The following is a 22,560-nucleotide window of genomic DNA, read 5'->3' as shown; positions in this document are numbered from 1 at the left end:
CCATGTTCACCCAAGCCAGCTCCCAATCCCACATCCAGCCCCAGACTTCCGCCTGGCCAGACCGCCTCGGCGTCTACGCCTCCGCAGCCTGCATCCTCCACTGCCTCATCACCCCGGTCCTGCTCTCCCTCTCCGCAGTCTTCGCCCACCTCCTGCCGTCGGAGGAGCGCACCCACCGAACCCTCGCCCTCCTCGTAGCCCTCCTCGGCGTAATCGCCCTCATTCGAGGCTTCCGCACACATCGCCGCCGCCGCATCCTCATTCTCATGGCCGCCGGCCTCGCCTGCATCTTCTTCGCAGCCTTCGCCGGAGACAGCCTCCCCGCCCACTGGTATGAGGTTGCCATCACCTTCCTCGGCAGCGCCTTCATGATCGCCGCCCACCGCCTCAACCACACCTTCTGCCGCGACTGCGCCTGCACCCGATCCACTCTGATTCCCTGTACCCTTGACCCAGCATGAAAATCTTGTACGCAGGATCCATGAAGCCGGTCGCGTCCACTCACACGCGGATGCTCGCGCTTCAACGTCTCGGCCATACTGTCATCCCCTTTGACACAGACGCGTATGAAGAGAAAAATCCGAACCTTCATCGCATCGCCTTCCGCCTCGTCATAGGTCCCGGCGTCAACCGCCTCAATCGCGACCTCCCGCGCATCGCGACCGAAGAAAAGGTCGACCTCCTCTTCGCGGACAAGGTTCTCTCCCTCCGCCCCGGCACCATCCGCAAGCTTCAGGCCCAGAGCATCTTTACCCTCTGCTACGTCATCGATAACGCCTTCGGCCCTCGCAAAGATCCCGGCTGGCGTCTCTACAAGAAATCCATCACGCTCTTCGATCTCCACGTCACCCAGCGCGATGTCAGCGTCCACGATCTCACCCAGCGCGGAGCACGCGACGTCATCAAGACCCAGACCGCCTACGATCAGGCCATCCACTTTCCCCCGCCTGAGCCCTACACGGACGCCCAGCGAAACCGTGGCGTCTCCTTCCTCGGCACACCCTACGACGATCGCGCCGGCTTCCTCTCCAGCCTCCATGCAGCCGGACTTCCCGTCGTCATCTCCGGCTCGCCCAACGCCTGGCAGCGAGCCCTCTCGACAGACCTCTACCAGCAGCTCTATCGCGAAGGCGAACTCGCCCAGAAGGAGTACCGCGAAGCCATCTGGCGCTCCAAGATCAACGTCAGCTTCCTCACCAAATCCAATCAGGATGAGGTCACGCAAAAGAGCTTTGAGATCGCCGCCTGCGGTGGTTTCCTGCTCGCGGAACGCTCGGAAGGTCACAGCGCTCGCTTCGTCGAAGGCGAAGAAGCCGTCTTCTTCTCGGGCCTGAAGGAATGCATCGCAGTCATCCAGCGCTATCTCCCCGATGAAGCTGCACGTAACCGCATCGCAGCCGCCGGCATGGAACGCGCCCGGCGCAGCGGCTATAACTACGACCATCAGGTCGCGCTCCTTATCGAGCGGGTAGAAGCCCTCAAGGCCGCACGCGCAAAGGTGCCCGCACAATGAAGGTCGCGCTCGCCACCATCGGAAAATTCCACACCTTCGCCTTAGCCCGCCAGCTCCTCCGCTTTGACGCCCTGGCCACCGTCATCACCGGATACCCCTGGTTCAAGCTTCAGCAAGAAGGCGTCCCACGCCAGTTCGTAGACTCCTTTCCTTACGTCCACGGCCCGTACATGGCCACCGGCGGCAAGGTCCCGGCCTCGATCACCCGAGCCATCAGCGCCCTGGACCGCGTCTCATTCGACCAGTACGCCCGCCTCCGCATGAAGCCGTACGACATCTTCCACTGGCTCTCCGGCTTCAACCTCAAATCCGCCCGCGCCGCCCGCAACAAGGGCGCGCTCCTCATCGTCGATCGCGGTTCCACCCACATCCTCCACCCGGACGAGATCCTCCGCCCCGAGTACGACCGGCTCGGCCTGCCCTTCACCCCCACCCCACCCATCGCCATCGAATACGAGCTCGCCGAGTACGGACTAGCCGACGCCATCACCCTCCCCTCCTCCGTCTGCCTCGATACCTTCGTCCAGCACGGCATCCCCCGCGAAAAACTCCTCCTCACCCCCTACGGCGTAGACGTCGACCGCTTCCAGCCCCTCGAGCGCCCGCCCCAGTCAGAGCTGCGCGTCCTCTTCGTCGGTAGCCTCTCCGTCCGCAAGGGCGTCCACTACCTCCTCGAAGCCTTTGATCGCGTCACCCACCCCAACAAGACCCTCCACCTCGTCGGCACGGAGTCGCTCGACTACGCCCCCGTCCTCGCCCCCTACCGCAACCGCCCGGACATCCGCTTCCACGGACACCTCGGCCAGCACGACCTCAACACCATCATGAGCGGTAGCACCGTCCTCGTCCTCCCCAGCGTGGAGGAAGGCCTGGCCCTGGTCCAGGCCCAAGCGATGGCCTCCGGCTGCCCCGTCCTGGCCACCAACGTCACCGGCTCTCCGGACCTCTTCACCGACGGCATAGAAGGCTTCATCGTCCCACCCGCATCCCCGGACGCCCTCGCAGATCGCCTCCAACAACTGGCCGACAACCCCGGCCTCGCAGACGCCCTCGGCCAGGCCGCCCGCACCCGCGTCGAACACCTCGGCGGCTGGAACGAGTACGGCGACCGCATGTTCGCCCACTACAACGCACTCCTTGAAAAACACGGCCGCACCTAGAGCCCGGACAATCGACACTGATGACCTCCCGCCGCCTCCCCCACCTCGGCCACACCCTCCTCTTCCTCCTCTTGGCCGTCATCGCCTTCGTAGCGTCGGAAGCGGTCATCCTTGCCCTCTTCGGCCGCACCCACACGCTCGAAGCCCTGCAAAATCAGCGCCTCCAGCTGGCCGCCACCACCCTCACCTACCTCCTCACCCTCCTCGCCGCCCGCTTCATCTACCCCCACATCTGGTCCGAAACCTTTGCCCAGGGCATCCACTGGAACCTCGTCAAAGCCCGCGCACAAGCCCCCAAGCTCATTCCACTCGGTCTGGTCCTAGGCTTCCTCCTCCAGGCGGTCGAATCCCTCATCACCATGCCCAAATCCGTCCCCATGGAGGACTACTTCAAGACCCCACAAATGGTCTGGTTCCTCACGTTTTTCGGCACATTATTAGCTCCCGCCTTTGAAGAAATCCTCTTCCGCGGCCTCCTCTTGCCCGCCCTCGCCATCGCCATCGACTATATGAAACTCCCCAAAACCCCGGACTCTCTCGAAACCTGGCGCACCTCAACTTCCTTCTCGCCCGTCGCACTCATCATCTCTTCGATCATCACCAGCCTCCTCTTCGCCGCCATCCACGCTCCCCAACTCGGCTACACCTGGGCCGCCGTAGCCCTCCTCGCCTGCGTCTCCCTCCTCCTCTGCGCCATCCGCCTCTATACCGATTCCACCGCCGCCTCCACCCTCGTCCACGCCTTCTACAATCTTTCCGTCTTCATCACCCTCTTCGTCTCCACGGGAGGCTACCGCCATCTGGACAAAGTGTCATGACACGCACAGGTACAGGCACATGGGTGTAGCATCGACACATGGCGACCGCGACCCCAAACACCCCCTCGCAAAGAACCGTAGTTCTCCTCCGGCCTAATGAAAAGAAGCGCCTCCTCAAACTGGCCCGCGAAGAAAAGGTCTCTTCCAGCGAAATCCTTCGCCGCTCCCTCAACGCCTACCAGAGCGGCTCGAGCGATTCCGAAGAGCATCAGCTCAAAAAACTCTTCGCAGAGATGAACGCTGCCCTCGACGATGCTCTGATCTCCACTCGTAATGCCCGCGTTGAGATCGCGGAAGATCTTGCCCAGATGCGCCAGCGACGGGAGCAACGAGCATGACCCTCGGCAGCGATGTTTACGAAATCATCCGCAAAATCTTCCTCGTCAGTGACGAGCTGAAACGCCTCTCCTCAGAAATGAAAGACCTTACCAGCAACGTCAAAGATCACGACATACGCCTCGCAGTCATCGAAACCACTCTATCGATCGCGCAGCGCTCCTCAAAACTCATCCTCCCCGGCAACTAGCCCTGCGTTCTCGCTACACTAGATCCATGCCCGCCAACCCACGCGCCGCCCTCCTCGACCTCATCGCCACCCTCTCCTTCAAGCTCGGCGACTTCACCCTCGCCTCCGGCGCAAAGTCCGACTACTACATCGACTGCCGCATCACCACCCTCCACGCCGAAGGCGGCCGCCTCTCCGGCATCGTCCTCTACGAGCTCATCCGCCAGCACCTCCCCACCGCCGTCGCCGTAGGCGGCCTCACCATGGGCGCCGACCCCCTCGTCTCCAACACCGCCACCGCCAGCGCCGCAGCCCTCGCCGACTACGAAGAGATCCAGCTCCTCACCTCGGAACTAGACCTCGACGCCCCCGCCGAAGAAGAGCCCGCCCCAACCCTCATCCACGGCTTCCTCGTCCGCAAAGCCGAAAAAACCCACGGCACCGGCCGCCTCCTGGAAGGCTTCCTCCAACCCGGAGCCGAGGTCGTCATCGTAGACGACGTCTGCACCACCGGCGGCTCCACCATCCAGGCCATAGAAGCCACCCGCGCAGCCGGCATGAAGGTCATAGGAGTCCTCTGCCTGGTCGACCGCGAACAAGGCGGCCGAGCCAAAATCGAAGCCGCCCTCAAGACAAATGAAGGCGACGTCCCCTTCATCCCCGTCTTCACCGCCACCGACGTCCGCCGCGCCCATAAATCTGTCTGAAAACTTCCTCGCCGATGTTAGTCCTGGAGTGACTGCATGAGCTCCCTGATCGTTCGACCGATGACAGTACGACGGTGGAGACCCTGCGCGGAGCTGTGGCCGTTTGTAGAGGCTTACGGCTTTCGCGCAGCAGAGTTCGGAACGAGTCAGGTCTATATCCCACTGCCGGCCCGGCGTGACTGCTTCCTGGAGTTTTATCTGCAGGGTCGCTACCGGATTGTGACGGTGACGACCGGAACCGAGCATTGGGCCCCACGTTGCGTCCTGGTGGGCCCGAGCACACAGCGGAAAGAAGACCTGAAGCTTTCAGGGTCGTTGCAGGTTTTTTCCATTCGCTTTTCACCGGTTGGCTTTCGTGCGCTGTTTGGCATTCCCGCGAGCGCGCTGCGGGACCGGGCTTTGGAAGCGGAACACGTATTGGGTCGAGAGATCGTCGAAATGCATGGGCAGCTTGCAGCGGTCGGCCCGGCTCAGTGGGAATCAGTTGCGGAACAATACCTGCTGAAACGCGCGCGGGCGCTCGGCATCTCTGCGGAGAGCCGCGTTGCCCATCAAGCAGCGGCGGCCATGCAAAGGTCTCGTGGAAAGATGGCGGTGGCAAAGATCGCCGCCGGGTCGGCAGTCAGCACAAGGCATCTGGAACGTTTGTTTCACGAGCAGATTGGGGTTTCGCCCAAGGTCTTCGGGAGGCTGCTGCGGCTCGATCACGCGCTGGAGTTGGCAGGCTCGGGAAGCAATTGGGCGGAGGTCGCCAATTCGTGCGGCTACTTCGATCAATCCCATCTAGTTAGGGATTTCCGCGCCATGACCGGAGCGACGCCCTTGGAGTTCGCGGCGCTGCGTGCTGCGCCGCCGCAGTCGTGAGAGACGATGTCGCATTTTTCCTATACCGCGAAGGCATGACTGGCTAAATTGAGGCATGAAGATTTTATGTATTGTTGCTTTGGCTCTCTGCTTCTATGGCCCAACCCGGCCACTGTATGCGCAACCTAAAGGCCCGGAGGAGTTGTTGATGCTCTCTGCTGCAGACAAGAGGGAAATAGTAGCCGTCGTTCACGGATTTGAAGATGCCTGGGCAAAGCGTGACATGGATGCATTCCGCGCCATGCTGACGGAAGACTGTGACTGGGTGAACATCGTCGGCATGCACTGGCACGGCCGCGAAGAGGTGACCGAGATGCACCGCGTGCTGCTTGAAGGGCGCTACAAAGGCGTCAACGTGCATACCCTCTCCCATGAGGAAAGTGAGATCGCGCCCGGTGTTGCGCTGGTCGTACAGAAGTCGCAACTTGACGACTTCACCACGCCGGACGGGCATCTCGTGAAGGGGCTTCAGAACATGGGGATCATGGTCTTGGTGAAGCGGGATGGCAAGTGGCTGATTCGCGCGTCGGAGAACTCATCGATCGATCCCAGAGCTTCGATGAAGCCGCCAGCACAGTAGCTTCGTTCAACCCCGTCTCGAAGCAGAAACGCCTGTGTAACCCACTTCCGTAAGGAGGAGATCAAATCGTGTTCTTACGCATGATCGTGTCGCTGTTCTTGTTGGTGGGGGTCTCCACCCTTCACGCCCAGGATGATCTTGATGCCAAGCGCAAGCTGGCGAGCGCTGGCCAGGCGCTTGGCAAAGCGCTCGCAACGCACGACCAGGCTGCCTTAGAAAAACTATGGTCGCCGCAGATGATCGTCAACGGTCCAAACGACACCGTGCTGACGCGTGCCGAGATCTTTCAAGCCCTGAAGGACGGCCAAGTGGACTACGAGTCCGGCTATAAGTCGACGCTGGAGAAGGTCCAGTTCTTCGGCAACATCGCGGTAACCATGGGAGAAGATACCTACACGCCCGCATTCGGTCCCGACAAGGGCAAGCTCCTGCACAGGCGATCCACAAACGTATGGCAATACAAAGATGGCGACTGGATGATGATCGCGCGGCAGGCCACCATCTACGATCCCGCAGTGAAGCATTACTAACCATGATGCGCAACGACTCGCTGCAAGAGCTAGCCGGATTCGCAAGAGAACGATCTCGATGGTTAGAAGAAGTACCTGACAAACGTCCCTCTCGTCATCCGCGCCCACCACCCCATCCGCGATAAACTAATCAAGACATGATTCCCACCCTAGAATGGCTCCCTGAAGGCATCAACTTCCTCGATCAAACCAAGCTTCCCCTCGAAGAAACCTACGTCCTCGCCACCGACTATAAACAAGTCGCCACCGTCATCCGCGACATGATCACCCGCGGCGCCATGGTCATCGGCGTCTCCGGAGCCATGGGCGTCGCCATCGGCATTGACCGCTCCACCGCCACCGACATCCCGACCCTCAACGCAGAGGTCGCCGAGATCTGCGACCACCTCGCCGCCACCCGCCCCACCGCTGTCAATCTCTTCTGGGGCATCGGCCGCGTGCGCGATCTGTACAACACCCTCGCCGCAGCCAACACCCCCATCCCAGAGATCAAAAAAGCCGTAGTCGCCCTGTCCCTTGAAATGTACGACGAGGACATCGCCAACTGCCGCACCCTCGGAGCCTTCGGCGCAGACCTCCTCCCCCAGGAAGGCACCATCCTCACCCACTGCAACGCCGGCGCATTAGCCGCCTGCGGCTACGGCTCCGCCCTCGGAGTCATCCGCGCCGCCGTAGAAAAGGGCCACAAGATCTCCGTCCTCGCAGACGAGACCCGCCCCTACCTCCAGGGCGCGCGCCTCACCGCCTGGGAGCTCATGAAGGACAATATCCCCACCACCGTCCTCTGCGACAACATGGCCGCATCCCTCATGAGCAAGGGCCGCATCCAGGCCTGCATCGTCGGCGCGGACCGCATCGCAGCCAACGGCGACACCGCCAACAAGATCGGCACCTACGGCGTCGCCATCCTGGCCAAGGAGTTCGGCATCCCGTTCTACGTAGCCGCCCCCTGGGCCACTCTCGACCTGGCAACCGCCACCGGTGATCTCATCCCCATCGAACAGCGCGACGCCCGCGAGGTCACCCACTCCAACGGCCGCCAGATGACCCCCACCGGCGTAGGAATCGAGAACCCGGCCTTTGACGTAACGCCTTTCAAGTACATCACCGCCATCATCACAGAACGCGGAGTCCTCAAAGCCCCCTTTGAAGAATCCATCCGAGCCATGGCCGCGCAATGACCAGCCATTGGAAGGTGTCGTAAAGTATCGTAACGACACCTTCCAATGGACCTCTCATCGCCTCTCAGGAGACAGACCCTGCGCGCACCTCTTCTCTTCGCCATCGCTCTCTCCCTTTCGCTCCGCACGTTTAGCCAGCAAGCCCCCGCCACAGCTACCCTCCGCACCCGCGCCCGCCTCGTCGTCCTGGACGTCGTCGTCACGGACAAAAACAAGAATCCCATCCACGGCCTCAAGAAGGATGACTTCACCGTCCTGGAAAGCAACAATCCCCAGAAGGTCGGCTCGTTTGAGGAGCATGCTGCTCTCACTGCCGCACAAGCCGCCAGTGCCCCGCCGCCGCCAAACTTCGGCCCTGGCATCTTCACCAACTACACCCCAACCCCCGTCAACTCGGCCGTCAACGTTCTCCTTCTCGATGCCCTCAACACTCCGCACATCGATCAGGCCTACGCCCGCTCACAGCTCATTCAGTACCTGAAGAACGCCCGCCCGGGAACCAACACCGCCATCTTTACCCTCACCACGCAGCTTCATATGTTGCAGGGCTTCACCTCGGACCCGGAGGTCCTGCGCAAGGTCATCACAAAACAGACCGGCAGGAGTTCGCCTCTCTTGGATGACGCCACCGGGGGTGGTGGTCCTCCTGTCAGCGTCACAGACCAGATGACGGAGGAGCTTGGCGGCACCGTGCCCGCCCAGGTTCTGGCCAACATGCAGACCTTTGAGAACGACCAGAACTCCTTCCAGCTTCAACTCCGCGCCAAATACACCCTGGACGCCATGAACCAGCTCGCGCGCTTCCTCGCCGGCATCCCCGGACGCAAGAACCTCATCTGGTTCTCCGGCTCCTTCCCCCTCAACATCCTGCCCGATACCTCCGGCCAGTCCAGCGATCCCTTCTCCGCCATCGCCTCCTCAGAAACCGAATACCGGGAGACCACCAACCTCCTCGCACGCAGCCAGGTCGCCGTCTACCCCATCGACGCGCGCGGCCTCATGACCTCACCCTCTTACAGCGCAGCAGCCTCCGGCTCAAAGTATGTCCACAATCCCGGTGCCTTCGCAAAGGACGAGTCGGACTTCTTCTTCAAGACCGCGGACGAACACGGCACCATGACGCGCATGGCGGAAGACACTGGCGGCCACGCCTTCATCAACACCAACGGCCTCACGGAAGCCGTCGCCCAGGCCATCGACGCCGGCTCCAACTATTACACCCTGGCTTACACCCCCACAGACGCCAAGTGGACCGGCAACTACCGCAAGATCCAGGTCAAGCTCGCCCAGTCCGGCTACACCCTCGCGTACCGCCACGGCTACTACGCCGATGAGCCCGGCTCCGCCTACAGCGCCGTCACCGCCGCAGATACGGCAACGACGCCCCGCACCGATCCCGCCCTCATGCAGCGAGCGATGGCCCACGGCGCACCGCCCCAGACTCAGATCATCTTCAAAATCCGCGTCCTGCCCACCACCACGGAAGAAGAATCGAGGCTCGTGGAGGGCAACGTCGCAGTCCTCGGAAAGATCAACGGACCATACCGCCGCTACGCCGTAGACTTCGCCGCCGACCCGTCCCACATCTTCTTCACCCACACGCCTGAGGATCACTACCTCGCCCGCATCGAGTTCGTCGCCCTCGTCTATAACGCAGACGGAACGCTCGTAAACTCCATCGCCCAGACAGTCCCCGTCAACGTCATCGCCACCACCTTCAAGGAGCTCCTCCACTCCGGCATCCCCTTCCATCAGGAGATCAGCGTCCCCGTCAAAGGCCAGTACACGCTCCGTGTCGCCATGCATGACCTCCACAACAACAACATCGGCGTAACCGAGCTTCCCATTGCCGCCGTCAAAAACCTGCCACCCGTTCCTGTGCCCGCCCAATCACCCACCCCGCACACGGAGGCTCCATCCCCACCCTCCAAACCATAACCCGTTATCCTTGACCTAGCGGGATTGGAAAGGGCCCGCGCAGCATGGCATCGGCACTCCCGGTCATCTTCAATCCTCGCCGCAAATCCCTCATCCGCGCCAACGCCCTCGTCCTCATCAGCTTCCTCATCGCCGTCCGCCTCTCGCGATTCCCGGAAAACCACGCCACCCTCTGGCTCGTCCTCCCCGTCCTCATCGCCTGCGTCGGCACCGCCGATACCATCCGCAACATGCAGCCGCGCTGGAGCTTCTATCACGGCGGCGTAGTCCTCTGTATCTACATGGATCTCATGGCCCTCGCCATGATGCTCTTCTTCCTCTTCTACCCGTACGCCCTCTGGCTTTCCTCCTCCCGCTAAATCCTCTTTTCCCGCCTGTCAATCCCTCCTTTGAGCTACACTAGCGCCAGCTTTCCCAGCCTCAACATTCAGACGGAGACCACTCAATGCTCAAGGGATTTCGCGACTTCATTCTTCGCGGCAACGTAGTCGACCTCGCAGTCGCCGTCATCATCGGAGCAGCATTCGGCGCAATCACAGCCTCCTTCACCGCCGATATCATCACCCCCCTGATCTCCGCCATCGCCGGCACGCCGGACTTCTCCTCCCTCGTCATCCACATGCCGGTCCTTCACGCCGTCACCCCGCCCAGCCCGCTTCCCGCCAACTACATCCCACCAGGCGAGCTGCACGTCGGGAAGCTCCTCAACGCCGTCATCAACTTCCTCATCGTCGCCGGCGTCCTTTACTTCCTCGTCGTCATGCCAATCGGGAAGCTCCTCGCCCGCCTGAATCCTCCCGCCGCGGTCACCACCAAGCCCTGCCCCCAGTGCCTCTCGGACGTCCCCCTCGCGGCCACCCGCTGCAAATTCTGCACGCAGCCCGTCTAGCCCAATCCGAGCACTCCAACCCGGAAGCACGGCGATCAGCCGTGCTTCTTCTTTAAGCTCGCGGCCTTTCCCCCCGCTCAGCCGTCCTTAGATCATCCCCGCAGCACATCACTTGCATACCCGAGGTGCAGTTCTTGAATCGTCCCGCAATCCTGCCCGTCCTGCTCGCCCTTTCGTCCGCCGCCGCCCTCGCCCAGTCCGCCACCCAATCCAGTGTCCCGCCCGCCCCCACCAGCGTCTTCGGCTATAAAGATTTCTCCCAGCAAGCCAAATGGGACGCCGCCTTCCAGGCCATCCCGGACTCCAAGCTCGCCGGCGAGCACCTCAAGACCCTCACCAAGGCCCCCCACTGGGCCTCCTCGCCAGAGGACTACGCCACAGCCGAGTACGTCGCCGCCAAGTTCAAAGCCGCCGGCCTCCAGACCGAGATCGTCCCCTACAAGGTCCTCCTCAACAAGCCCGTAAAAATCGTCATCGAGGCCTTCGACGCCACCGGCGCCAAGCTCATGTCCGGCCCCTCGCCGGAGCACGTAGACCCCACCAAGGACGGTGGCGATCCCTTCCAGGACGACCCCCGCATCCTCCCCGCGTTCAACGGCTCCTCCCCCTCCGCCGACATCGCCGCAGAGGTCGTCTACGCCAACTACGGCACCCCCGCCGACTTCAAAAAACTCGCCGACCTCGGCGTAGACGTCAAGGGCAAGATCGTCATCGTCCGCTACGGCGCCAACTACCGCGGCATCAAGGTCTACGACGCCCAGAAGGCCGGAGCAGCCGGAGTGCTCATCTTCTCCGACCCCGAAGACGACGGCTACTTCCGCGGCGACAAGTACCCCAAAGGCCCCTACCGCCCAGACTCCGCCGTCCAGCGCGGCGCAGTCCAGTTCCTCCCCATCTACCCCGGCGACGCCACCACCCCCGGCATCGCCTCCACCCCCAACCTCCCCGACTCCCAGCGCATCCCCGCCGACAAGATCCAGGCCAACTGGCCCAGCATCCCGTCCAACCCCCTCTCCTATAAAGACGCCGCCCCCATCCTCGAAGCACTCGGCGGACCCGCCGCCCCCCACGCCTGGCAAGGCGCACTCCCCTTCGCCTATCACGTAGGCGGCGGACCAAAGATCATGGTCCACATGCACCTCGAGCAGGACACCAAGCTCCGCACCATCTGGGACGTCATCGGCACCATCCCCGGCACAGACCCCGCAGAGAAGAACGACTGGGTCGTAGCCGGCAATCACCGTGACGCCTGGGTCTACGGCGCAGTCGACCCCAACTCCGGCACCGCCGCCATGCTTGAAACCGTCCACGGCCTCGGCGACCTCCTCAAGCAGGGCTGGAAGCCCAAGCGCACCATCGTCATCGGCTCCTGGGACGCAGAGGAAGAAGGCCTCATCGGCTCAACCGAGTGGGTCGAAGCCCATCCCACCCAGCTCCGCAACGCCGTCGCCTACTTCAACACAGACGTAGGCGTCTCCGGCCCCAACTTTAACGCTTCCGCCGTCCCATCCCTCAAGCAGTTCGTCCGCGAGGTCACCCGAGAGGTCCCTTCACCCGCCGGCGGCACCGTCTACGACCAGTGGCTCAAAGGCCAGACCGATCGCCGCAACGAGAGCGAAGACGAAGGCGGCGCAACCCGCGGCGCACGTCCCGCCGGCCGCAACGGAGGCACCGCCGGTGAGATCCGCATCGGCGACCTCGGCTCCGGCTCCGACTACACCCCCTTCCTCCAGCACCAGGGCGTCCCCGCAACCGACATCGGCTCCGGCGGCCCCTACGGCGTCTACCACTCCGTCTTCGACAACTACAACTGGTTCATCAAGAACGCCGACCCCACCTTCGTCTACGAGCAGCAGCAGGCCCGCGTCTTCGGCCTCGAGATCCTCCACATGGCCGACGCCGACGTCCTCCCCTACGACTACCAGGCCTACGGAACCCAACTCAAGGGCTACATCGAAGCAGCCAAATCGCGCTCATCCGCGATGGGCCTCGACTTTGCCGCCCTCGAATCCGCAGCCAACCGTTTCGCAGCCGCAGGCGTAGTCATCCGCCAGCGTCAACTCACCCCGTCCAACACAGCTACCCTCAACACAGCTCTCCGCTCGGCTGAAGACGCCCTCCTAGACCCAGCCGGTCTCCCCCACCGCGCCTGGTACAAGCACACCATCTACGCACCCGGCGAGTTCACTGGCTACGCCGCCGTCGTCATCCCCGGCGTCAATGAAGGCATCGACGCCATCGACAAAGCCCGTACCCAGACCCAGATCGAATCCCTCACCGCCGCCGTCAACCGCTCCGCAGCCATCCTCGAAGCCGCAGCAAAATAGCTCCCACAAACCCGTCAAAACGCTCCATGGAGAGGATTATGTAAAATCCTCACCGTGGAGCGTTTCCCATTTCGGGAAAGAACACCGCAGGTAATGCCCCGGTCACACTTTTGTGTTAACAAATCCGCGCCCATTGTGGAATATCAATATGGGCCACGGCATACGATGATCGTTCTCACAGAAACGGTCACACCGCCGCCCGCAAGCATCAAAAAGGAGTTCCCCTTGTTCACGGATATCGCACTAGCCCTGGCCCTGCTCAGCGTCATCGTCGCCCCCGCCCTCATCGCCATGCGCGTCACCGGCTCATCGCAACAGCGCGACATCCTCTAACCAAAGAAAGAGGCCACGACTCACTGAGTCGCAGCCCTCCGTCTTCTACTTCCTGATCCCTGTTCCCTATCCTCTGAGAGCCATCTGCTCCGTCATAATCTGCGTCAGATCCGGCTTCTTCAGCCCAAACTCACTCTCATTGAACTTATCCACCTTGGAAGACCAGTTCATCGAGCAAAATTTGGGTCCGCACATGGAACAGAACGCCGCTTCCTTGTAGTAATCATCCGGCAGCGTCTCATCATGCATACTCCGAGCCGTCTCCGGGTCGAGCGACAACGCAAACTGCTTATCCCAGTCGAACGTGTACCGAGCGTGCGAGATCGCATCATCCCTATCTCTTGCACCCGGCCTGTGCCGCGCGACATCCGCAGCATGCGCCGCAATCTTGTAAGCGATAATCCCGTCCTTCACATCCTTCTCGTTCGGCAGCCCCAGGTGCTCTTTCGGAGTCACATAGCAGAGCATCGCCGCGCCATGCCATCCGATCATCGCCGCCCCAATCGCTGACGTAATGTGGTCATATCCAGGCGCGATATCGGTCACCAGCGGCCCCAGCACGTAGAACGGAGCCCCGTCGCAAAGCTCGACTTCCTTATCCACCTGCAGCTTGATCTGATCCATCGGAATATGTCCCGGCCCTTCGATCATCACCTGCACATCGGACTTCCAGGCCTGACGAGTCAGATCGCCCAGCGTCTTCAGCTCCGCAAACTGAGCCTCATCGGAGGCATCGGCCAGGCACCCAGGCCGCAGCCCGTCGCCCAGGCTGTAGCTGACGTCATACTTCGCCATCACCTTCGTGATGCGATCAAAATTCTCATACAAAAAGTTCTGCTTGTGATGATGCGTCATCCACTGCGCCATGATCGCGCCGCCCCGGCTCACGATGCCGGTAATGCGCTTCGCCACCAGCGGAATGTACTGGACCAGAACTCCCGCATGAATGGTGAAGTAGTCCACACCCTGCTGCGCCTGCTCCTCGATTACCTCGAGATACACATCGATATTCAAATCCTCGAGCCGCTTCACCCGGTTCAGCGCCTCATACAGCGGCACCGTCCCAATCGGCACCGGCGAGTGACGCAGAATCGCCTCCCGAATCATCGGGATATCGCCACCGGTCGAAAGGTCCATCACCGTATCGGCCCCGTAGTGCACAGCCGTATGCAGCTTCCGCAGCTCTTCATCCACATTCGAAGTCAACGCCGAGTTGCCGATATTCGCATTGATCTTGCACAGCGACTCCACTCCAATCGCCATCGGCTCCAGCTCCGGGTGATTGATATTCGCCGGGATAATCATCGTCCCCTTGGCGATCTCGCTCCGCACCAGCTCCGCCGAAATCTTCTCTTTCGTCGCAACGTACAGCATCTCCTCGGTGATCAGGCCCTTACGCGCAAAGTGCATCTGCGACATATTCGTATCGCCCGTCCGCTCTGCCTCAGCCTTCCGTTTGACGATCCACTCCGCCCGCCCCACCGGCACAACATAATCGTTCCCCACATGATGCCCGTTGCCATTGCTGTGGCCATTGCCATTCGATTCCATACTCACCAGTAAATCCCCCTGCCGCAGCCATCTGCGTATGAAGTAGACGTTATCGAAAGAGTATACGCCGGTAGATCCGAGCAACATCGGGTGCCCCATCCTCGGCGCGGTCTCATCGCGACAGGGTGGGGTATCGTTTGCGGTAGCAAACGACCGCTTTCCTTTCCCCCATCCACTCCTTCTGCATCACGCTTTGCTGGCTCCTCCATGACCCCCAAAGTCGAACCCCACTCCACAAGCATCAAACCCCTCAGCAAAGGAGTCCCAATGCCCCTCACCGTACCCGTAGGCCCCAAGGACCACACCCAGGGCCCCACCGACGCACCCATCACCCTCGTCGAGTACGGCGACTTCCAATGCCCAAGTTGCGGCTCCGCCTACACCGTCGTCAAAAAGCTCCAGAGGCACTTCGGCAAGCGCCTCCGCTTCGTCTTCCGCCACTTCCCCCTCACCGACATGCACCCCATGGCCGAACCCGCCGCCGAAGCCGCCGAGTACGCCGCCACCGAGTCAGAAGAAAAGTTCTGGGCCATGCACGACCTCCTCTTCGAAAACCAGCAAACCCTCTCCACAGACCTCTTCGCCGACCTGGCCGAAGAACTCGAACTCGACGCCACCAAGCTCGAGAAGGCCGTCCACACCCACAAGTTCAAATCCCGGATCGCCGCCGACCTCGAATCCGGCGACGCCAGCGGTCTTACCGGCACCCCCACCTTCTACATCAACGGCCACCAACATAAGACCGCCTACGACTACACCACCCTCTCCGAAGCCATCGAAACCGCCTTATAATGGGCTCGAGGAACGTCAAATGGCTAAGCAGACCGAAAAGATAAACATCCTCGAAGATGCAGGGTACAGATATAACTTCGACAGAATGATGTATATCAACCGGAACGTTCGAAAGGCCTTCAGTGTTGAGTTCATCGATGACAAGGCTGCCTCTGAGATCACAGAAAAAATTCAACATCAAAAAGCGAACGAGGATTGGGAGTTTTACACTACCTCCCACTTGTCGGATGGAATCGTCCGCGAATTGAAGAGAGTCTTGCAGTAGATATGTCCAGCCGCAAGGTCGAAGATCTCCTCCGTGAGGAATACCTGGACCTTTTGCCTGAACTGGTGCGCCTTGCGGATGACCTCAAAGCGCGGATCGAGTTTCATATCCTGCCTGTTGCCCGCCAGTTGAAAACCTACGAAAACCTAATCGTCAAGGCACGAATCAAAGACTGTAGCAGCGCAATCGACGCCCTGAAAAGGAGAAGCCAGGCCCGCCTCTTCGATCAGGAGCACCCTGACCTTTATTCGCTCAAAGCGCTTCGAGACCTCGTTGGGATTCGCGTACTCGCTTTTCCTTCCGAACAGGCGGCGCAAGTCGACACACTTCTCCGTGATGAATTTCCAGAATGGACCTCCGACCCGGTTATCGACAGCCAAACAGGCCAGCAACTCGCGTCCAAGTACTACGGCGTCGATCCGCACTCCCCATCTGCCTTGCTCTGCGAATACCAGATCGCCTCAACCCTCACAGGTCTCTTCTGGGAGGTTGAACACGCAGCCATCTACAAATCGGCACCCAACCTCAAAGCCTTTATCAACTCTCCCGCAATGCGCGAGCGAACCTCAGACGTATACAGTGCGCTCAAAGCGTTTGAAGGGGAGTTCGAACGACAACTGAAGCAAGCCGATCGATCCGGCAAATCCGTCGTATCTGCATGACAAGACATTTCTCAAGCGAAACCCTCAAAAACCCCAGCAAATTCACCTGTCAAGTACCTTAACCCTAAACAAACCCACCTAACTCCAACATTCCAAAGCAGATAAAACCTGAAAATAGTTGGGGTATTCACTCCCCGCAATTCGGTAAAATAGAAGCAGGGAAAAGAAAGCGATCTCAGCTTGGGAGTCCCAGGCTAACTTCTTTCGATTGAATACTTTGCCCGCAACTCACTTGGAATGAAGGGTTTGCGCTTTGGTTCAGACGCAACTCTTTTGTTTTGAAGACTTTAGATACATACAGCCGGGGTGGGGGTACCCATCCGAAGCACCAGAAGAGAGCCATGCAGAAGAGCCCCATCCGCATCATCGTAGCCTCGGTCATCCTCGTAGCCGTCGTAGCCTGGCTCGCCATCTCCGGCGCTCAGGCCAACAAGAGCTACTACGTCACCATCTCCGAGCTCCAGGGTATGGGCGGCAAGGCTTACACCCGCCACCTCCGCGTCGCCGGCAACGTCAAGGCGGGCAGCATCCAGCGTGTCGGCACCAGCGCCCACTTCACCCTGATGGAGCAGGGCAAGGCCCTCCAGGTCGCCTACCAGGGCTCCGAGCCGCCACCCGACGCCTTCAAGGACGACGCTCAGGCCCTCGCCATCGGAACCTACGGCCGCGACGGAGTCTTCCACGCCACCGCCCTCCAGGCCAAGTGCGCCAGCAAGTACGCCCCGGCCCCCGGCGCACGCCCGCCCGCAGCCACCGCCTCGGTAGTCCCCCCACCCCCATCCAGGCAGCCCGTTAGCGTGACCACCCCGGCCGCAGCAGCCGAGCTTCACAACGTCTCCAAGATCTTCGGCACCTTCGCCGCCGTCCGCAACGCCACCCTCACCCTCCCGGCCGGCACCGCCACCGTCATCCTGGGCGAGAACGGTGCCGGTAAATCCACCGTCCTCCGCCTCCTGGCCGGCCTCACCGAACCCACCCAGGGCACCCTCAAAGTCCTCGGAGATTTCCCTCAACTCCAGCGCGGCCGCGTCGCCTACATGAGCCACGCCCCCATGCTCTACGACGAGCTCACCGCCATGGAGAACCTCAACTACTTCGCCCAGCTTCACATGGGCCCCGGAGCCTGCGCCTGCCAGGGCTCCCCGGAGATGGCCCTCCGCTCCGTAGGCCTGGACCCCCACCTCAAGCGCCCCGTAGGCCAGTACTCCCAGGGCATGCGCCAGCGCACCTCCCTCGCCCGAGTCCTCCAGACCGACCCCGAGCTCCTCCTGCTCGACGAGCCCTTCTCCAACCTCGACGTAGCCTCCGCCAGCGCCATGGTCGAGCTCCTCGCCGACTTCCTCACCTGGCCCCACCACACCCCCGGTGCCCGCCGCACCATCGTCCTCACCACCCACCAGCACCACCTCGCCGAGCCCCTGGCCCACCTCACCCTCACCATGCGCCAGGGCACCATCGTAAGCCAGGTAAGTACCAACGAGAGCCGTGTGCCCCACCCTCGCGAAGCTAGGGTGGGTTCCAATGCAGGCGAGTCAGCATGAAGCCCCCCGCCAAAACCAACGCAGCCCGCATCCTGGATCAGCTCGCCATCCCCTACGAGCTCCGCCCCTACGAGGTCGACCTCGAAGACCTCACCGCCATCAACGTAGCCCGCAAGATAGGCCTACCCCCCGAGCAGGTCTTCAAAACCCTCCTCACCGAATCAAGCTCCGGCGAGCACTTCTTCGCAGTCATCCCCGGCGACGCCGAACTAGACCTGAAGAAGTTAGCCCAGGCCACCGCCCAGAAAAAACTAGATCTAGCCAGCCTCAAGCAAGTCGAGCCCCTCACCGGCTACATCCGCGGCGGAGTAACAGTCCTAGCCGCGAAAAAACCCTTCCCCGCCTACGCAGACGAGACCATCGAGCTCTTCGACATCATCAGCGTCTCCGCCGGCCAGCGCGGACTCCAACTCATCCTCTCCCCCGCAGACTACCTCCGAGCCACCGCCGCCACGTTGGCCGACCTCACCAAATGACCTACCTCCGCCACGTCCTCACCCATCTCCAAAAAGACCTCCGCCTGGAGTGGCGTTCCCGCGACTCCGTCACCGGCATGCTCTTCTTCTCGCTCCTCGTCGTCGTCGTCTTCTCCATGGCCTTCGACCCCACCAGCGCACTCTCCCGTCAGATCGCCGGCGGCATCCTCTGGATGACGCTCCTCTTCGCCTCCATCACCGCCCTCAACCAGTCCTGGACCCGCGAGCAGCGCAACCACGTCATGGACGCCCAGCGCCTCGCCCCGTCGGCCGCCAGCGCCCTCTTCCTCGGCAAAGCCCTCGCCAACCTCATCTTCGTCACCGCGGTCGAGCTCGTCCTCGCCCCCATCTTCACCGTCTTCTACGATCTCCACGCCCTCGGCCAGGGCTGGCTCCTCCTCGCCGTCCTCCCCCTCGGCACTTGGGCGCTGGTCTCAAACGGCACCTTCTTCGCCGCCCTCGGCCTCCGCACCCGCAACCGCGAGCTCATGCTCCCCCTCGTCCTCTTCCCTATCTCCATCCCCGCCCTGCTCGCCATGGTCCAGGCCACCACCGCCATCCTCACCGGCGAGTCAGACCCCGGCCTCTGGATCAAGCTCCTCATCGGCTACGACATAGCCTTCACCACCGTCTGCCTGCTCCTGTTTCAAACCGTGCTCAATGCCGAATAACGCACCCATCTCAATCAATCGGTTGACTAGCCGCATACGCAAAAAGGTCTAAAATAAATCATGGCGCAGAGTACGCAACCCTCCTCAAGCCGCACTTTCACCCCGGTTCAGCAGCCTGCGTCCCCCGCAAAGCTCCTCCTCGGCGCACTCTGGCTCGCAGCGACGCTCATCGTCCTCGCCATCGGCTTCCGCCAGGCCATCTTCATCGCCCCCACGGAAGCCACCATGGGCGACGTCCAGCGCATCTTCTACTGGCACGTCCCCTCCGCGCTCCTCGGCCTCATCTTTCCCTACGTCAACTTCGCCGCATCCATAGCCTTCCTCTACCTCCGCCGCCGCAATCCCCTCAGCGCACTCACGGCCGACGCCATCGCCGTAGCCGCCGCAGAAGTCACCGTCATCTTCACCACCATCTGTCTCGCCACCGGAATGCTCTGGGGCAAGGCGAGCTGGGGCATCTGGTGGGCCTGGGACGCACGTCTCACCTCGCTGCTCCTCCTCTGGCTCCTCTACGTCGCCTACCTGATGACCCGCCGTCTCTCCGCCACCGGCCAGACCGGCACCATCGGAGCCGTCATCTCCGTCTTCGCCGCCATCGACGTCCCTATCGTTTACTTCTCCATCCAGTGGTGGCGCACCCAGCACCCCTCCCCGGTCCTCACCGGCGAAGGCCACATGGCCGCCCCCATGTGGATCGCCTTCGGCTGGAACGCCGTCGGCTGGCTCATGTGGGGCATCTTCATCCTCGTTTTACGCTTTGCCCTTGAACGCCGCCGCCAGCGCCTAGACCAGGAACACACCCTCCGCTCCCTCGAAGCTACCCTCACCCCAGCCGACGGCCTCACCTACGGACAGGAGCCCAACCATGCATCTTGATCGCGGCTTCCTTAACAGCATGGAAGGCCACCACTTGATCGCCGCCTACGCCCTCGTCGTCCTGATCCAGGGCGGTTACGTAGGCTGGATCGCCTACACCTGGCGCAAAATCGGCAAACCCCAAAACTCCTAGCCTAAAAAAAGCAACGAAGCCGGATGTAGCCCGCCGACTTCGTTGTCCGAGGAGTTTCGCAAACGACGTGGGGATTGCAAACGTGACAGCATCCACTCACAGAAGCAAAAACCCACCCATCTATGGTTAGTTGCGCTCATAGAGACAGAATCTTAGAAGTCCATATGTTCAGTAGCCCTTATGCCTGGGTTGCAACGAAATTGTTACCTGCAAAATCCAGATCAAATTGCTGACTCAAGCCGAAGCTATAACCTGTGTGCTCGAATGACCTTTAAGTGAAGGTCAATCTGTCCAAGATGATGGGACTCATGCTCGCAGACATGGAACCACTTGCAGAAGTTGTTGGTCGGTCCCATCCCCAGTCTTCGTCGATAGCCATCAGCCAGTCATCATTCCGCTTCCTCAACTCGGCCAGCGTGCGCTCACGCACCTCGTGGAGCGTCTCCACATAGAACGAGAGCTCATGGCCCTTCACAAGTCTCCGCCCAGCGTCGCCGAGCTTCATCGCAGGTCCAAACCGTTGCTTCGTCTCATTCGAGGTCGTCGGCCAGGGCAAGCCCTCGAAGGAATTGAACTGGTAGTAAGTCTCGGCAGCGGCCAGATGAAGCAGTTGCGCCCCCACCGTGTTGCCATCGGGGAGAAGGAAGCCAGTCCAGATCCTCCGTCGTCAGATCATGCAGCCGCAACAGAACACATCAACGCATCCAATCGAGTTGTGAAACAAGAAGACTGATCTGCGGACTAAACCCCGCTCTAGACCAAGGACCGAGAGTCCTGCAAGCGGTGACTTCGGATGAGTGACAGGCTCATTGGACGCATCCATAGCAGCTATCTTGCCCGGATCGACCCCCCGATACAACCCCGTCTCCTACCGCGACCACTCCCAGAACAATCCGCAACCGTATACTTCACCTTCCCACCCACCCCACCCGTCCACTAAACTCACAAAAGTGTTCTCTTCCCCCCAATCTCTACGCGGCATCCTCCTCGCAGCAGCCCTCCTGCCCCTCGCAGCCTGCAAGCACTACAACATGCCGGACTACCCCGCCGGTTACCGCGAGTTCGCCTACGTCGCCAACAGCACCGGCAACACCGTCACCGTGCTCGACCTCGTCTACCTTCGCCCCGACCGCACCCTCAAAGTCGGCGCCGACCCCACCGCCATCGCCGTCAATCCCAAACTCGACGAAGCCTACGCACTCAACACGCAGCCCAGCGACTCCACCGGCTCCGTCTCCGTCATCGACACGGACAAAAACGAAGTCGTCGCCACAATCCCCGTCCACCGCACCCCCAGCGCCCTCGCCATCTCGCCCGACGGCCTCCGCGCCTACGTCACCAACCAGGGCTCCAACACCGTCAGCGTCCTCGACCTCAAGACCCGACGCGCCATCGCCTCAGCCCCGACTGGTGATCAGCCCGCCGGCATAGCCATCGCCCCTGATAACCGCTCCGTCGTCGTCACCAACCAGGCCAGCGGCTCCGTCAGCATCTACGCCATCGGCATCCAGAAAGCGTCCCCCCTCACCCTCCGAGCCACCTTCCCAGGCTGCCCCGGAGCCACCAGCCCGGTTATCATGCCCGACTCCGCCAAGACCTTCGTCGCCTGCTCTACCGGCCACCAGATCATGGCCATTGGCCTCTCCATGGCACCGGACTCCTGGGCCCTCAAGCAGGACGCCTCCCTCAACACCGATCGTCTCCTCGCCCTGCTCGTCGTAGGCCAGCACCCCACCCACATCACCATGAAGCCGGACGGCGGAGAGGTCTTCGTCTCCAATCAAGCCTCAGACTCCATCTCAGAGGTCTCCACCCAGACCAACGACGTCGGCAGTACCTACGCCATCGGCGACCGGCCCACCCACGGCGTCGTCAGCGCCGACAACTCCGCCCTCTGGGTCGCCGCCTCCGGCAACGACTCCGTCTCCCTCTACTCCATCGACGACGGCAAGTTCCTGTCGAGCCTCCGCACCGGCAGCACCCCGGACGCCCTCGCCTTCTCGGCAGACCAGCACCTCATCCTCGCCGCGGACTCCCACTCCGGCGACGTAGCCGTCATCCGCACCGCCACCAAGCTAGGCCCCGCCCTCCTCACCATCCTCCCCGCAGGCGGAACCCCAGTAGCCCTCGCCGTAAAGGCCACCCAGACCAAACCCTGACGTAGCCCCGTGTACAAAAACATATATCCGCAGTGGCCCGCCTAAGCTAAACTGTGCGCTCAAGCCTGAACTGACTTTCCTCGTTCCTC

General features: G+C 61.6%; 26 protein-coding genes. 24 read left to right on the top strand and 2 right to left on the bottom strand.

Features of this window, described 5'->3' with window-relative positions; translation table 11 throughout:
• Nucleotides 1-2: 2 nt before the first annotated feature.
• The 15 genes from ACIX9_RS06345 (at nucleotide 3) to ACIX9_RS06275 (ending at nucleotide 13,012) form a co-directional block, all read left to right on the top strand.
• Nucleotides 3-461 carry a MerC domain-containing protein gene (locus ACIX9_RS06345; RefSeq protein WP_013579654.1) on the top strand — a complete coding sequence of 153 codons (459 nt, stop codon included), beginning with the start codon at nucleotides 3-5 and terminating at the stop codon, nucleotides 459-461.
• Nucleotides 458-1,513, top strand: coding sequence for a CgeB family protein (locus ACIX9_RS06340; RefSeq protein ID WP_013579653.1), 1,056 nt, complete (start codon nucleotides 458-460; stop codon nucleotides 1,511-1,513). The genes ACIX9_RS06345 and ACIX9_RS06340 overlap by 4 nt, the downstream gene beginning before the upstream one ends.
• A complete protein-coding gene (locus ACIX9_RS06335; protein WP_013579652.1) occupies nucleotides 1,510-2,673 on the top strand; it encodes a glycosyltransferase family 4 protein in 1,164 nt (387 codons plus the stop codon). Before ACIX9_RS06340 ends, ACIX9_RS06335 begins: the two co-directional genes overlap by 4 nt.
• A 20-nt stretch (nucleotides 2,674-2,693) precedes the next feature.
• Entirely contained in the window at nucleotides 2,694-3,491 is a 798-nt protein-coding gene (locus ACIX9_RS06330; RefSeq protein WP_013579651.1) for a CPBP family intramembrane glutamic endopeptidase, read from the top strand.
• A gap of 38 nt (nucleotides 3,492-3,529) precedes the next feature.
• On the top strand, nucleotides 3,530-3,829 hold the full coding sequence (locus ACIX9_RS06325; RefSeq protein WP_013579650.1) for a ribbon-helix-helix protein, CopG family: 300 nt from the start codon (nucleotides 3,530-3,532) through the stop codon (nucleotides 3,827-3,829).
• Complete coding sequence (locus ACIX9_RS06320) at nucleotides 3,826-4,017, top strand: hypothetical protein (RefSeq protein WP_013579649.1); 192 nt, start codon at nucleotides 3,826-3,828, stop codon at nucleotides 4,015-4,017. The genes ACIX9_RS06325 and ACIX9_RS06320 overlap by 4 nt, the downstream gene beginning before the upstream one ends.
• Nucleotides 4,018-4,043: 26 nt before the next feature.
• Nucleotides 4,044-4,703 (top strand): orotate phosphoribosyltransferase, encoded by a 660-nt coding sequence (locus ACIX9_RS06315; protein WP_013579648.1) that lies wholly within the window; start codon nucleotides 4,044-4,046, stop codon nucleotides 4,701-4,703.
• 36 nt (nucleotides 4,704-4,739) lie between these two features.
• Nucleotides 4,740-5,567 carry a helix-turn-helix domain-containing protein gene (locus ACIX9_RS06310; RefSeq protein WP_013579647.1) on the top strand — a complete coding sequence of 276 codons (828 nt, stop codon included), beginning with the start codon at nucleotides 4,740-4,742 and terminating at the stop codon, nucleotides 5,565-5,567.
• A 55-nt stretch (nucleotides 5,568-5,622) separates the two neighbouring features.
• Nucleotides 5,623-6,147, top strand: coding sequence for an SgcJ/EcaC family oxidoreductase (locus tag ACIX9_RS23590; protein WP_083808401.1), 525 nt, complete (start codon nucleotides 5,623-5,625; stop codon nucleotides 6,145-6,147).
• A 68-nt stretch (nucleotides 6,148-6,215) separates the two neighbouring features.
• Nucleotides 6,216-6,677, top strand: a complete 462-nt coding sequence (locus tag ACIX9_RS23585; protein WP_013579645.1) for a nuclear transport factor 2 family protein — start codon at nucleotides 6,216-6,218, stop codon at nucleotides 6,675-6,677.
• A 137-nt stretch (nucleotides 6,678-6,814) separates the two neighbouring features.
• Nucleotides 6,815-7,858, top strand: coding sequence for an S-methyl-5-thioribose-1-phosphate isomerase (mtnA, locus tag ACIX9_RS06295; protein WP_013579644.1), 1,044 nt, complete (start codon nucleotides 6,815-6,817; stop codon nucleotides 7,856-7,858).
• A gap of 45 nt (nucleotides 7,859-7,903) precedes the next feature.
• The gene (locus ACIX9_RS06290) at nucleotides 7,904-9,796 is read left to right on the top strand and encodes a VWA domain-containing protein (RefSeq protein ID WP_013579643.1); all 1,893 of its coding nucleotides are present in this window, start codon (nucleotides 7,904-7,906) and stop codon (nucleotides 9,794-9,796) included.
• A 44-nt stretch (nucleotides 9,797-9,840) separates the two neighbouring features.
• On the top strand, nucleotides 9,841-10,155 hold the full coding sequence (locus ACIX9_RS06285; RefSeq protein ID WP_013579642.1) for a hypothetical protein: 315 nt from the start codon (nucleotides 9,841-9,843) through the stop codon (nucleotides 10,153-10,155).
• Nucleotides 10,156-10,241: 86 nt separating this feature from the next.
• A complete protein-coding gene (mscL, locus tag ACIX9_RS06280) occupies nucleotides 10,242-10,685 on the top strand; it encodes a large conductance mechanosensitive channel protein MscL (RefSeq protein ID WP_013579641.1) in 444 nt (147 codons plus the stop codon).
• Nucleotides 10,686-10,819: 134 nt separating this feature from the next.
• Nucleotides 10,820-13,012, top strand: a complete 2,193-nt coding sequence (locus ACIX9_RS06275; protein ID WP_013579640.1) for a M28 family metallopeptidase — start codon at nucleotides 10,820-10,822, stop codon at nucleotides 13,010-13,012.
• Between the two features lie 399 nt (nucleotides 13,013-13,411).
• Here ACIX9_RS06275 and thiC read toward each other — a convergent pair whose 3' ends face one another.
• Entirely contained in the window at nucleotides 13,412-14,896 is a 1,485-nt protein-coding gene (gene thiC / locus ACIX9_RS06270) for a phosphomethylpyrimidine synthase ThiC (RefSeq protein WP_157477838.1), read from the bottom strand.
• A 267-nt stretch (nucleotides 14,897-15,163) separates the two neighbouring features.
• Here thiC and ACIX9_RS06265 point away from each other — a divergent pair, with 267 nt between their 5' ends.
• From ACIX9_RS06265 to ACIX9_RS26330, 8 genes are all read left to right on the top strand, one after another.
• A complete protein-coding gene (locus tag ACIX9_RS06265; protein WP_013579637.1) occupies nucleotides 15,164-15,688 on the top strand; it encodes a DsbA family protein in 525 nt (174 codons plus the stop codon).
• 19 nt (nucleotides 15,689-15,707) lie between these two features.
• Nucleotides 15,708-15,953, top strand: coding sequence for a hypothetical protein (locus tag ACIX9_RS06260; RefSeq protein ID WP_013579636.1), 246 nt, complete (start codon nucleotides 15,708-15,710; stop codon nucleotides 15,951-15,953).
• A gap of 2 nt (nucleotides 15,954-15,955) precedes the next feature.
• Entirely contained in the window at nucleotides 15,956-16,615 is a 660-nt protein-coding gene (locus ACIX9_RS06255; RefSeq protein WP_013579635.1) for a nucleotidyltransferase family protein, read from the top strand.
• 341 nt (nucleotides 16,616-16,956) lie between these two features.
• A complete protein-coding gene (locus tag ACIX9_RS26780; RefSeq protein ID WP_013579634.1) occupies nucleotides 16,957-18,156 on the top strand; it encodes a cytochrome c maturation protein CcmE domain-containing protein in 1,200 nt (399 codons plus the stop codon).
• Nucleotides 18,153-18,632: a Cys-tRNA(Pro) deacylase gene (ybaK, locus tag ACIX9_RS06240; RefSeq protein ID WP_013579633.1), complete on the top strand. Its 480-nt coding sequence runs from the start codon at nucleotides 18,153-18,155 to the stop codon at nucleotides 18,630-18,632. The genes ACIX9_RS26780 and ybaK overlap by 4 nt, the downstream gene beginning before the upstream one ends.
• Entirely contained in the window at nucleotides 18,629-19,303 is a 675-nt protein-coding gene (locus ACIX9_RS06235) for a heme exporter protein CcmB (protein ID WP_013579632.1), read from the top strand. The genes ybaK and ACIX9_RS06235 overlap by 4 nt, the downstream gene beginning before the upstream one ends.
• Before the next feature lie 60 nt (nucleotides 19,304-19,363).
• Nucleotides 19,364-20,179 carry a cytochrome c biogenesis protein CcsA gene (ccsA, locus tag ACIX9_RS06230; protein ID WP_013579631.1) on the top strand — a complete coding sequence of 272 codons (816 nt, stop codon included), beginning with the start codon at nucleotides 19,364-19,366 and terminating at the stop codon, nucleotides 20,177-20,179.
• Complete coding sequence (locus tag ACIX9_RS26330; protein WP_013579630.1) at nucleotides 20,169-20,312, top strand: hypothetical protein; 144 nt, start codon at nucleotides 20,169-20,171, stop codon at nucleotides 20,310-20,312. Before ccsA ends, ACIX9_RS26330 begins: the two co-directional genes overlap by 11 nt.
• 271 nt (nucleotides 20,313-20,583) lie before the next feature.
• On the opposite strand, the gene ACIX9_RS06225 is transcribed toward ACIX9_RS26330, so the two are convergent.
• Nucleotides 20,584-20,934 (bottom strand): hypothetical protein, encoded by a 351-nt coding sequence (locus tag ACIX9_RS06225; protein ID WP_049789238.1) that lies wholly within the window; start codon nucleotides 20,932-20,934, stop codon nucleotides 20,584-20,586.
• Nucleotides 20,935-21,262: 328 nt separating this feature from the next.
• Here ACIX9_RS06225 and ACIX9_RS06220 point away from each other — a divergent pair, with 328 nt between their 5' ends.
• Nucleotides 21,263-22,471 (top strand): YncE family protein, encoded by a 1,209-nt coding sequence (locus ACIX9_RS06220; RefSeq protein ID WP_232298805.1) that lies wholly within the window; start codon nucleotides 21,263-21,265, stop codon nucleotides 22,469-22,471.
• The last annotated feature ends 89 nt before the right edge of the window (nucleotides 22,472-22,560 follow it).

The sequence above is a fragment of the Granulicella tundricola MP5ACTX9 genome (genome assembly GCF_000178975.2).
Classification (GTDB): domain Bacteria; phylum Acidobacteriota; class Terriglobia; order Terriglobales; family Acidobacteriaceae; genus Edaphobacter; species Edaphobacter tundricola.
This window is presented reverse-complemented; position numbering and strand designations above follow the sequence as displayed.

What these genes read in the sequence shown, in the direction of transcription:
- ACIX9_RS06345 (WP_013579654.1), top strand. Translation starts at nt 3, where the DNA reads ATGTTCACCCAAGCCAGCTCCCAATCCCACATCCAGCCCCAGACTTCC.
- ACIX9_RS06340 (WP_013579653.1), top strand. Translation starts at nt 458, where the DNA reads ATGAAAATCTTGTACGCAGGATCCATGAAGCCGGTCGCGTCCACTCAC.
- ACIX9_RS06335 (WP_013579652.1), top strand. Translation starts at nt 1,510, where the DNA reads ATGAAGGTCGCGCTCGCCACCATCGGAAAATTCCACACCTTCGCCTTA.
- ACIX9_RS06330 (WP_013579651.1), top strand. Translation starts at nt 2,694, where the DNA reads ATGACCTCCCGCCGCCTCCCCCACCTCGGCCACACCCTCCTCTTCCTC.
- ACIX9_RS06325 (WP_013579650.1), top strand. Translation starts at nt 3,530, where the DNA reads ATGGCGACCGCGACCCCAAACACCCCCTCGCAAAGAACCGTAGTTCTC.
- ACIX9_RS06320 (WP_013579649.1), top strand. Translation starts at nt 3,826, where the DNA reads ATGACCCTCGGCAGCGATGTTTACGAAATCATCCGCAAAATCTTCCTC.
- ACIX9_RS06315 (WP_013579648.1), top strand. Translation starts at nt 4,044, where the DNA reads ATGCCCGCCAACCCACGCGCCGCCCTCCTCGACCTCATCGCCACCCTC.
- ACIX9_RS06310 (WP_013579647.1), top strand. Translation starts at nt 4,740, where the DNA reads ATGAGCTCCCTGATCGTTCGACCGATGACAGTACGACGGTGGAGACCC.
- ACIX9_RS23590 (WP_083808401.1), top strand. Translation starts at nt 5,623, where the DNA reads ATGAAGATTTTATGTATTGTTGCTTTGGCTCTCTGCTTCTATGGCCCA.
- mtnA (WP_013579644.1), top strand. Translation starts at nt 6,815, where the DNA reads ATGATTCCCACCCTAGAATGGCTCCCTGAAGGCATCAACTTCCTCGAT.
- ACIX9_RS06290 (WP_013579643.1), top strand. Translation starts at nt 7,904, where the DNA reads ATGGACCTCTCATCGCCTCTCAGGAGACAGACCCTGCGCGCACCTCTT.
- ACIX9_RS06285 (WP_013579642.1), top strand. Translation starts at nt 9,841, where the DNA reads ATGGCATCGGCACTCCCGGTCATCTTCAATCCTCGCCGCAAATCCCTC.
- mscL (WP_013579641.1), top strand. Translation starts at nt 10,242, where the DNA reads ATGCTCAAGGGATTTCGCGACTTCATTCTTCGCGGCAACGTAGTCGAC.
- thiC (WP_157477838.1), bottom strand. Translation starts at nt 14,896, where the DNA reads ATGGAATCGAATGGCAATGGCCACAGCAATGGCAACGGGCATCATGTG.
- ACIX9_RS06265 (WP_013579637.1), top strand. Translation starts at nt 15,164, where the DNA reads ATGCCCCTCACCGTACCCGTAGGCCCCAAGGACCACACCCAGGGCCCC.
- ACIX9_RS06260 (WP_013579636.1), top strand. Translation starts at nt 15,708, where the DNA reads ATGGCTAAGCAGACCGAAAAGATAAACATCCTCGAAGATGCAGGGTAC.
- ACIX9_RS06255 (WP_013579635.1), top strand. Translation starts at nt 15,956, where the DNA reads ATGTCCAGCCGCAAGGTCGAAGATCTCCTCCGTGAGGAATACCTGGAC.
- ACIX9_RS26780 (WP_013579634.1), top strand. Translation starts at nt 16,957, where the DNA reads ATGCAGAAGAGCCCCATCCGCATCATCGTAGCCTCGGTCATCCTCGTA.
- ybaK (WP_013579633.1), top strand. Translation starts at nt 18,153, where the DNA reads ATGAAGCCCCCCGCCAAAACCAACGCAGCCCGCATCCTGGATCAGCTC.
- ACIX9_RS06235 (WP_013579632.1), top strand. Translation starts at nt 18,629, where the DNA reads ATGACCTACCTCCGCCACGTCCTCACCCATCTCCAAAAAGACCTCCGC.
- ccsA (WP_013579631.1), top strand. Translation starts at nt 19,364, where the DNA reads ATGGCGCAGAGTACGCAACCCTCCTCAAGCCGCACTTTCACCCCGGTT.
- ACIX9_RS26330 (WP_013579630.1), top strand. Translation starts at nt 20,169, where the DNA reads ATGCATCTTGATCGCGGCTTCCTTAACAGCATGGAAGGCCACCACTTG.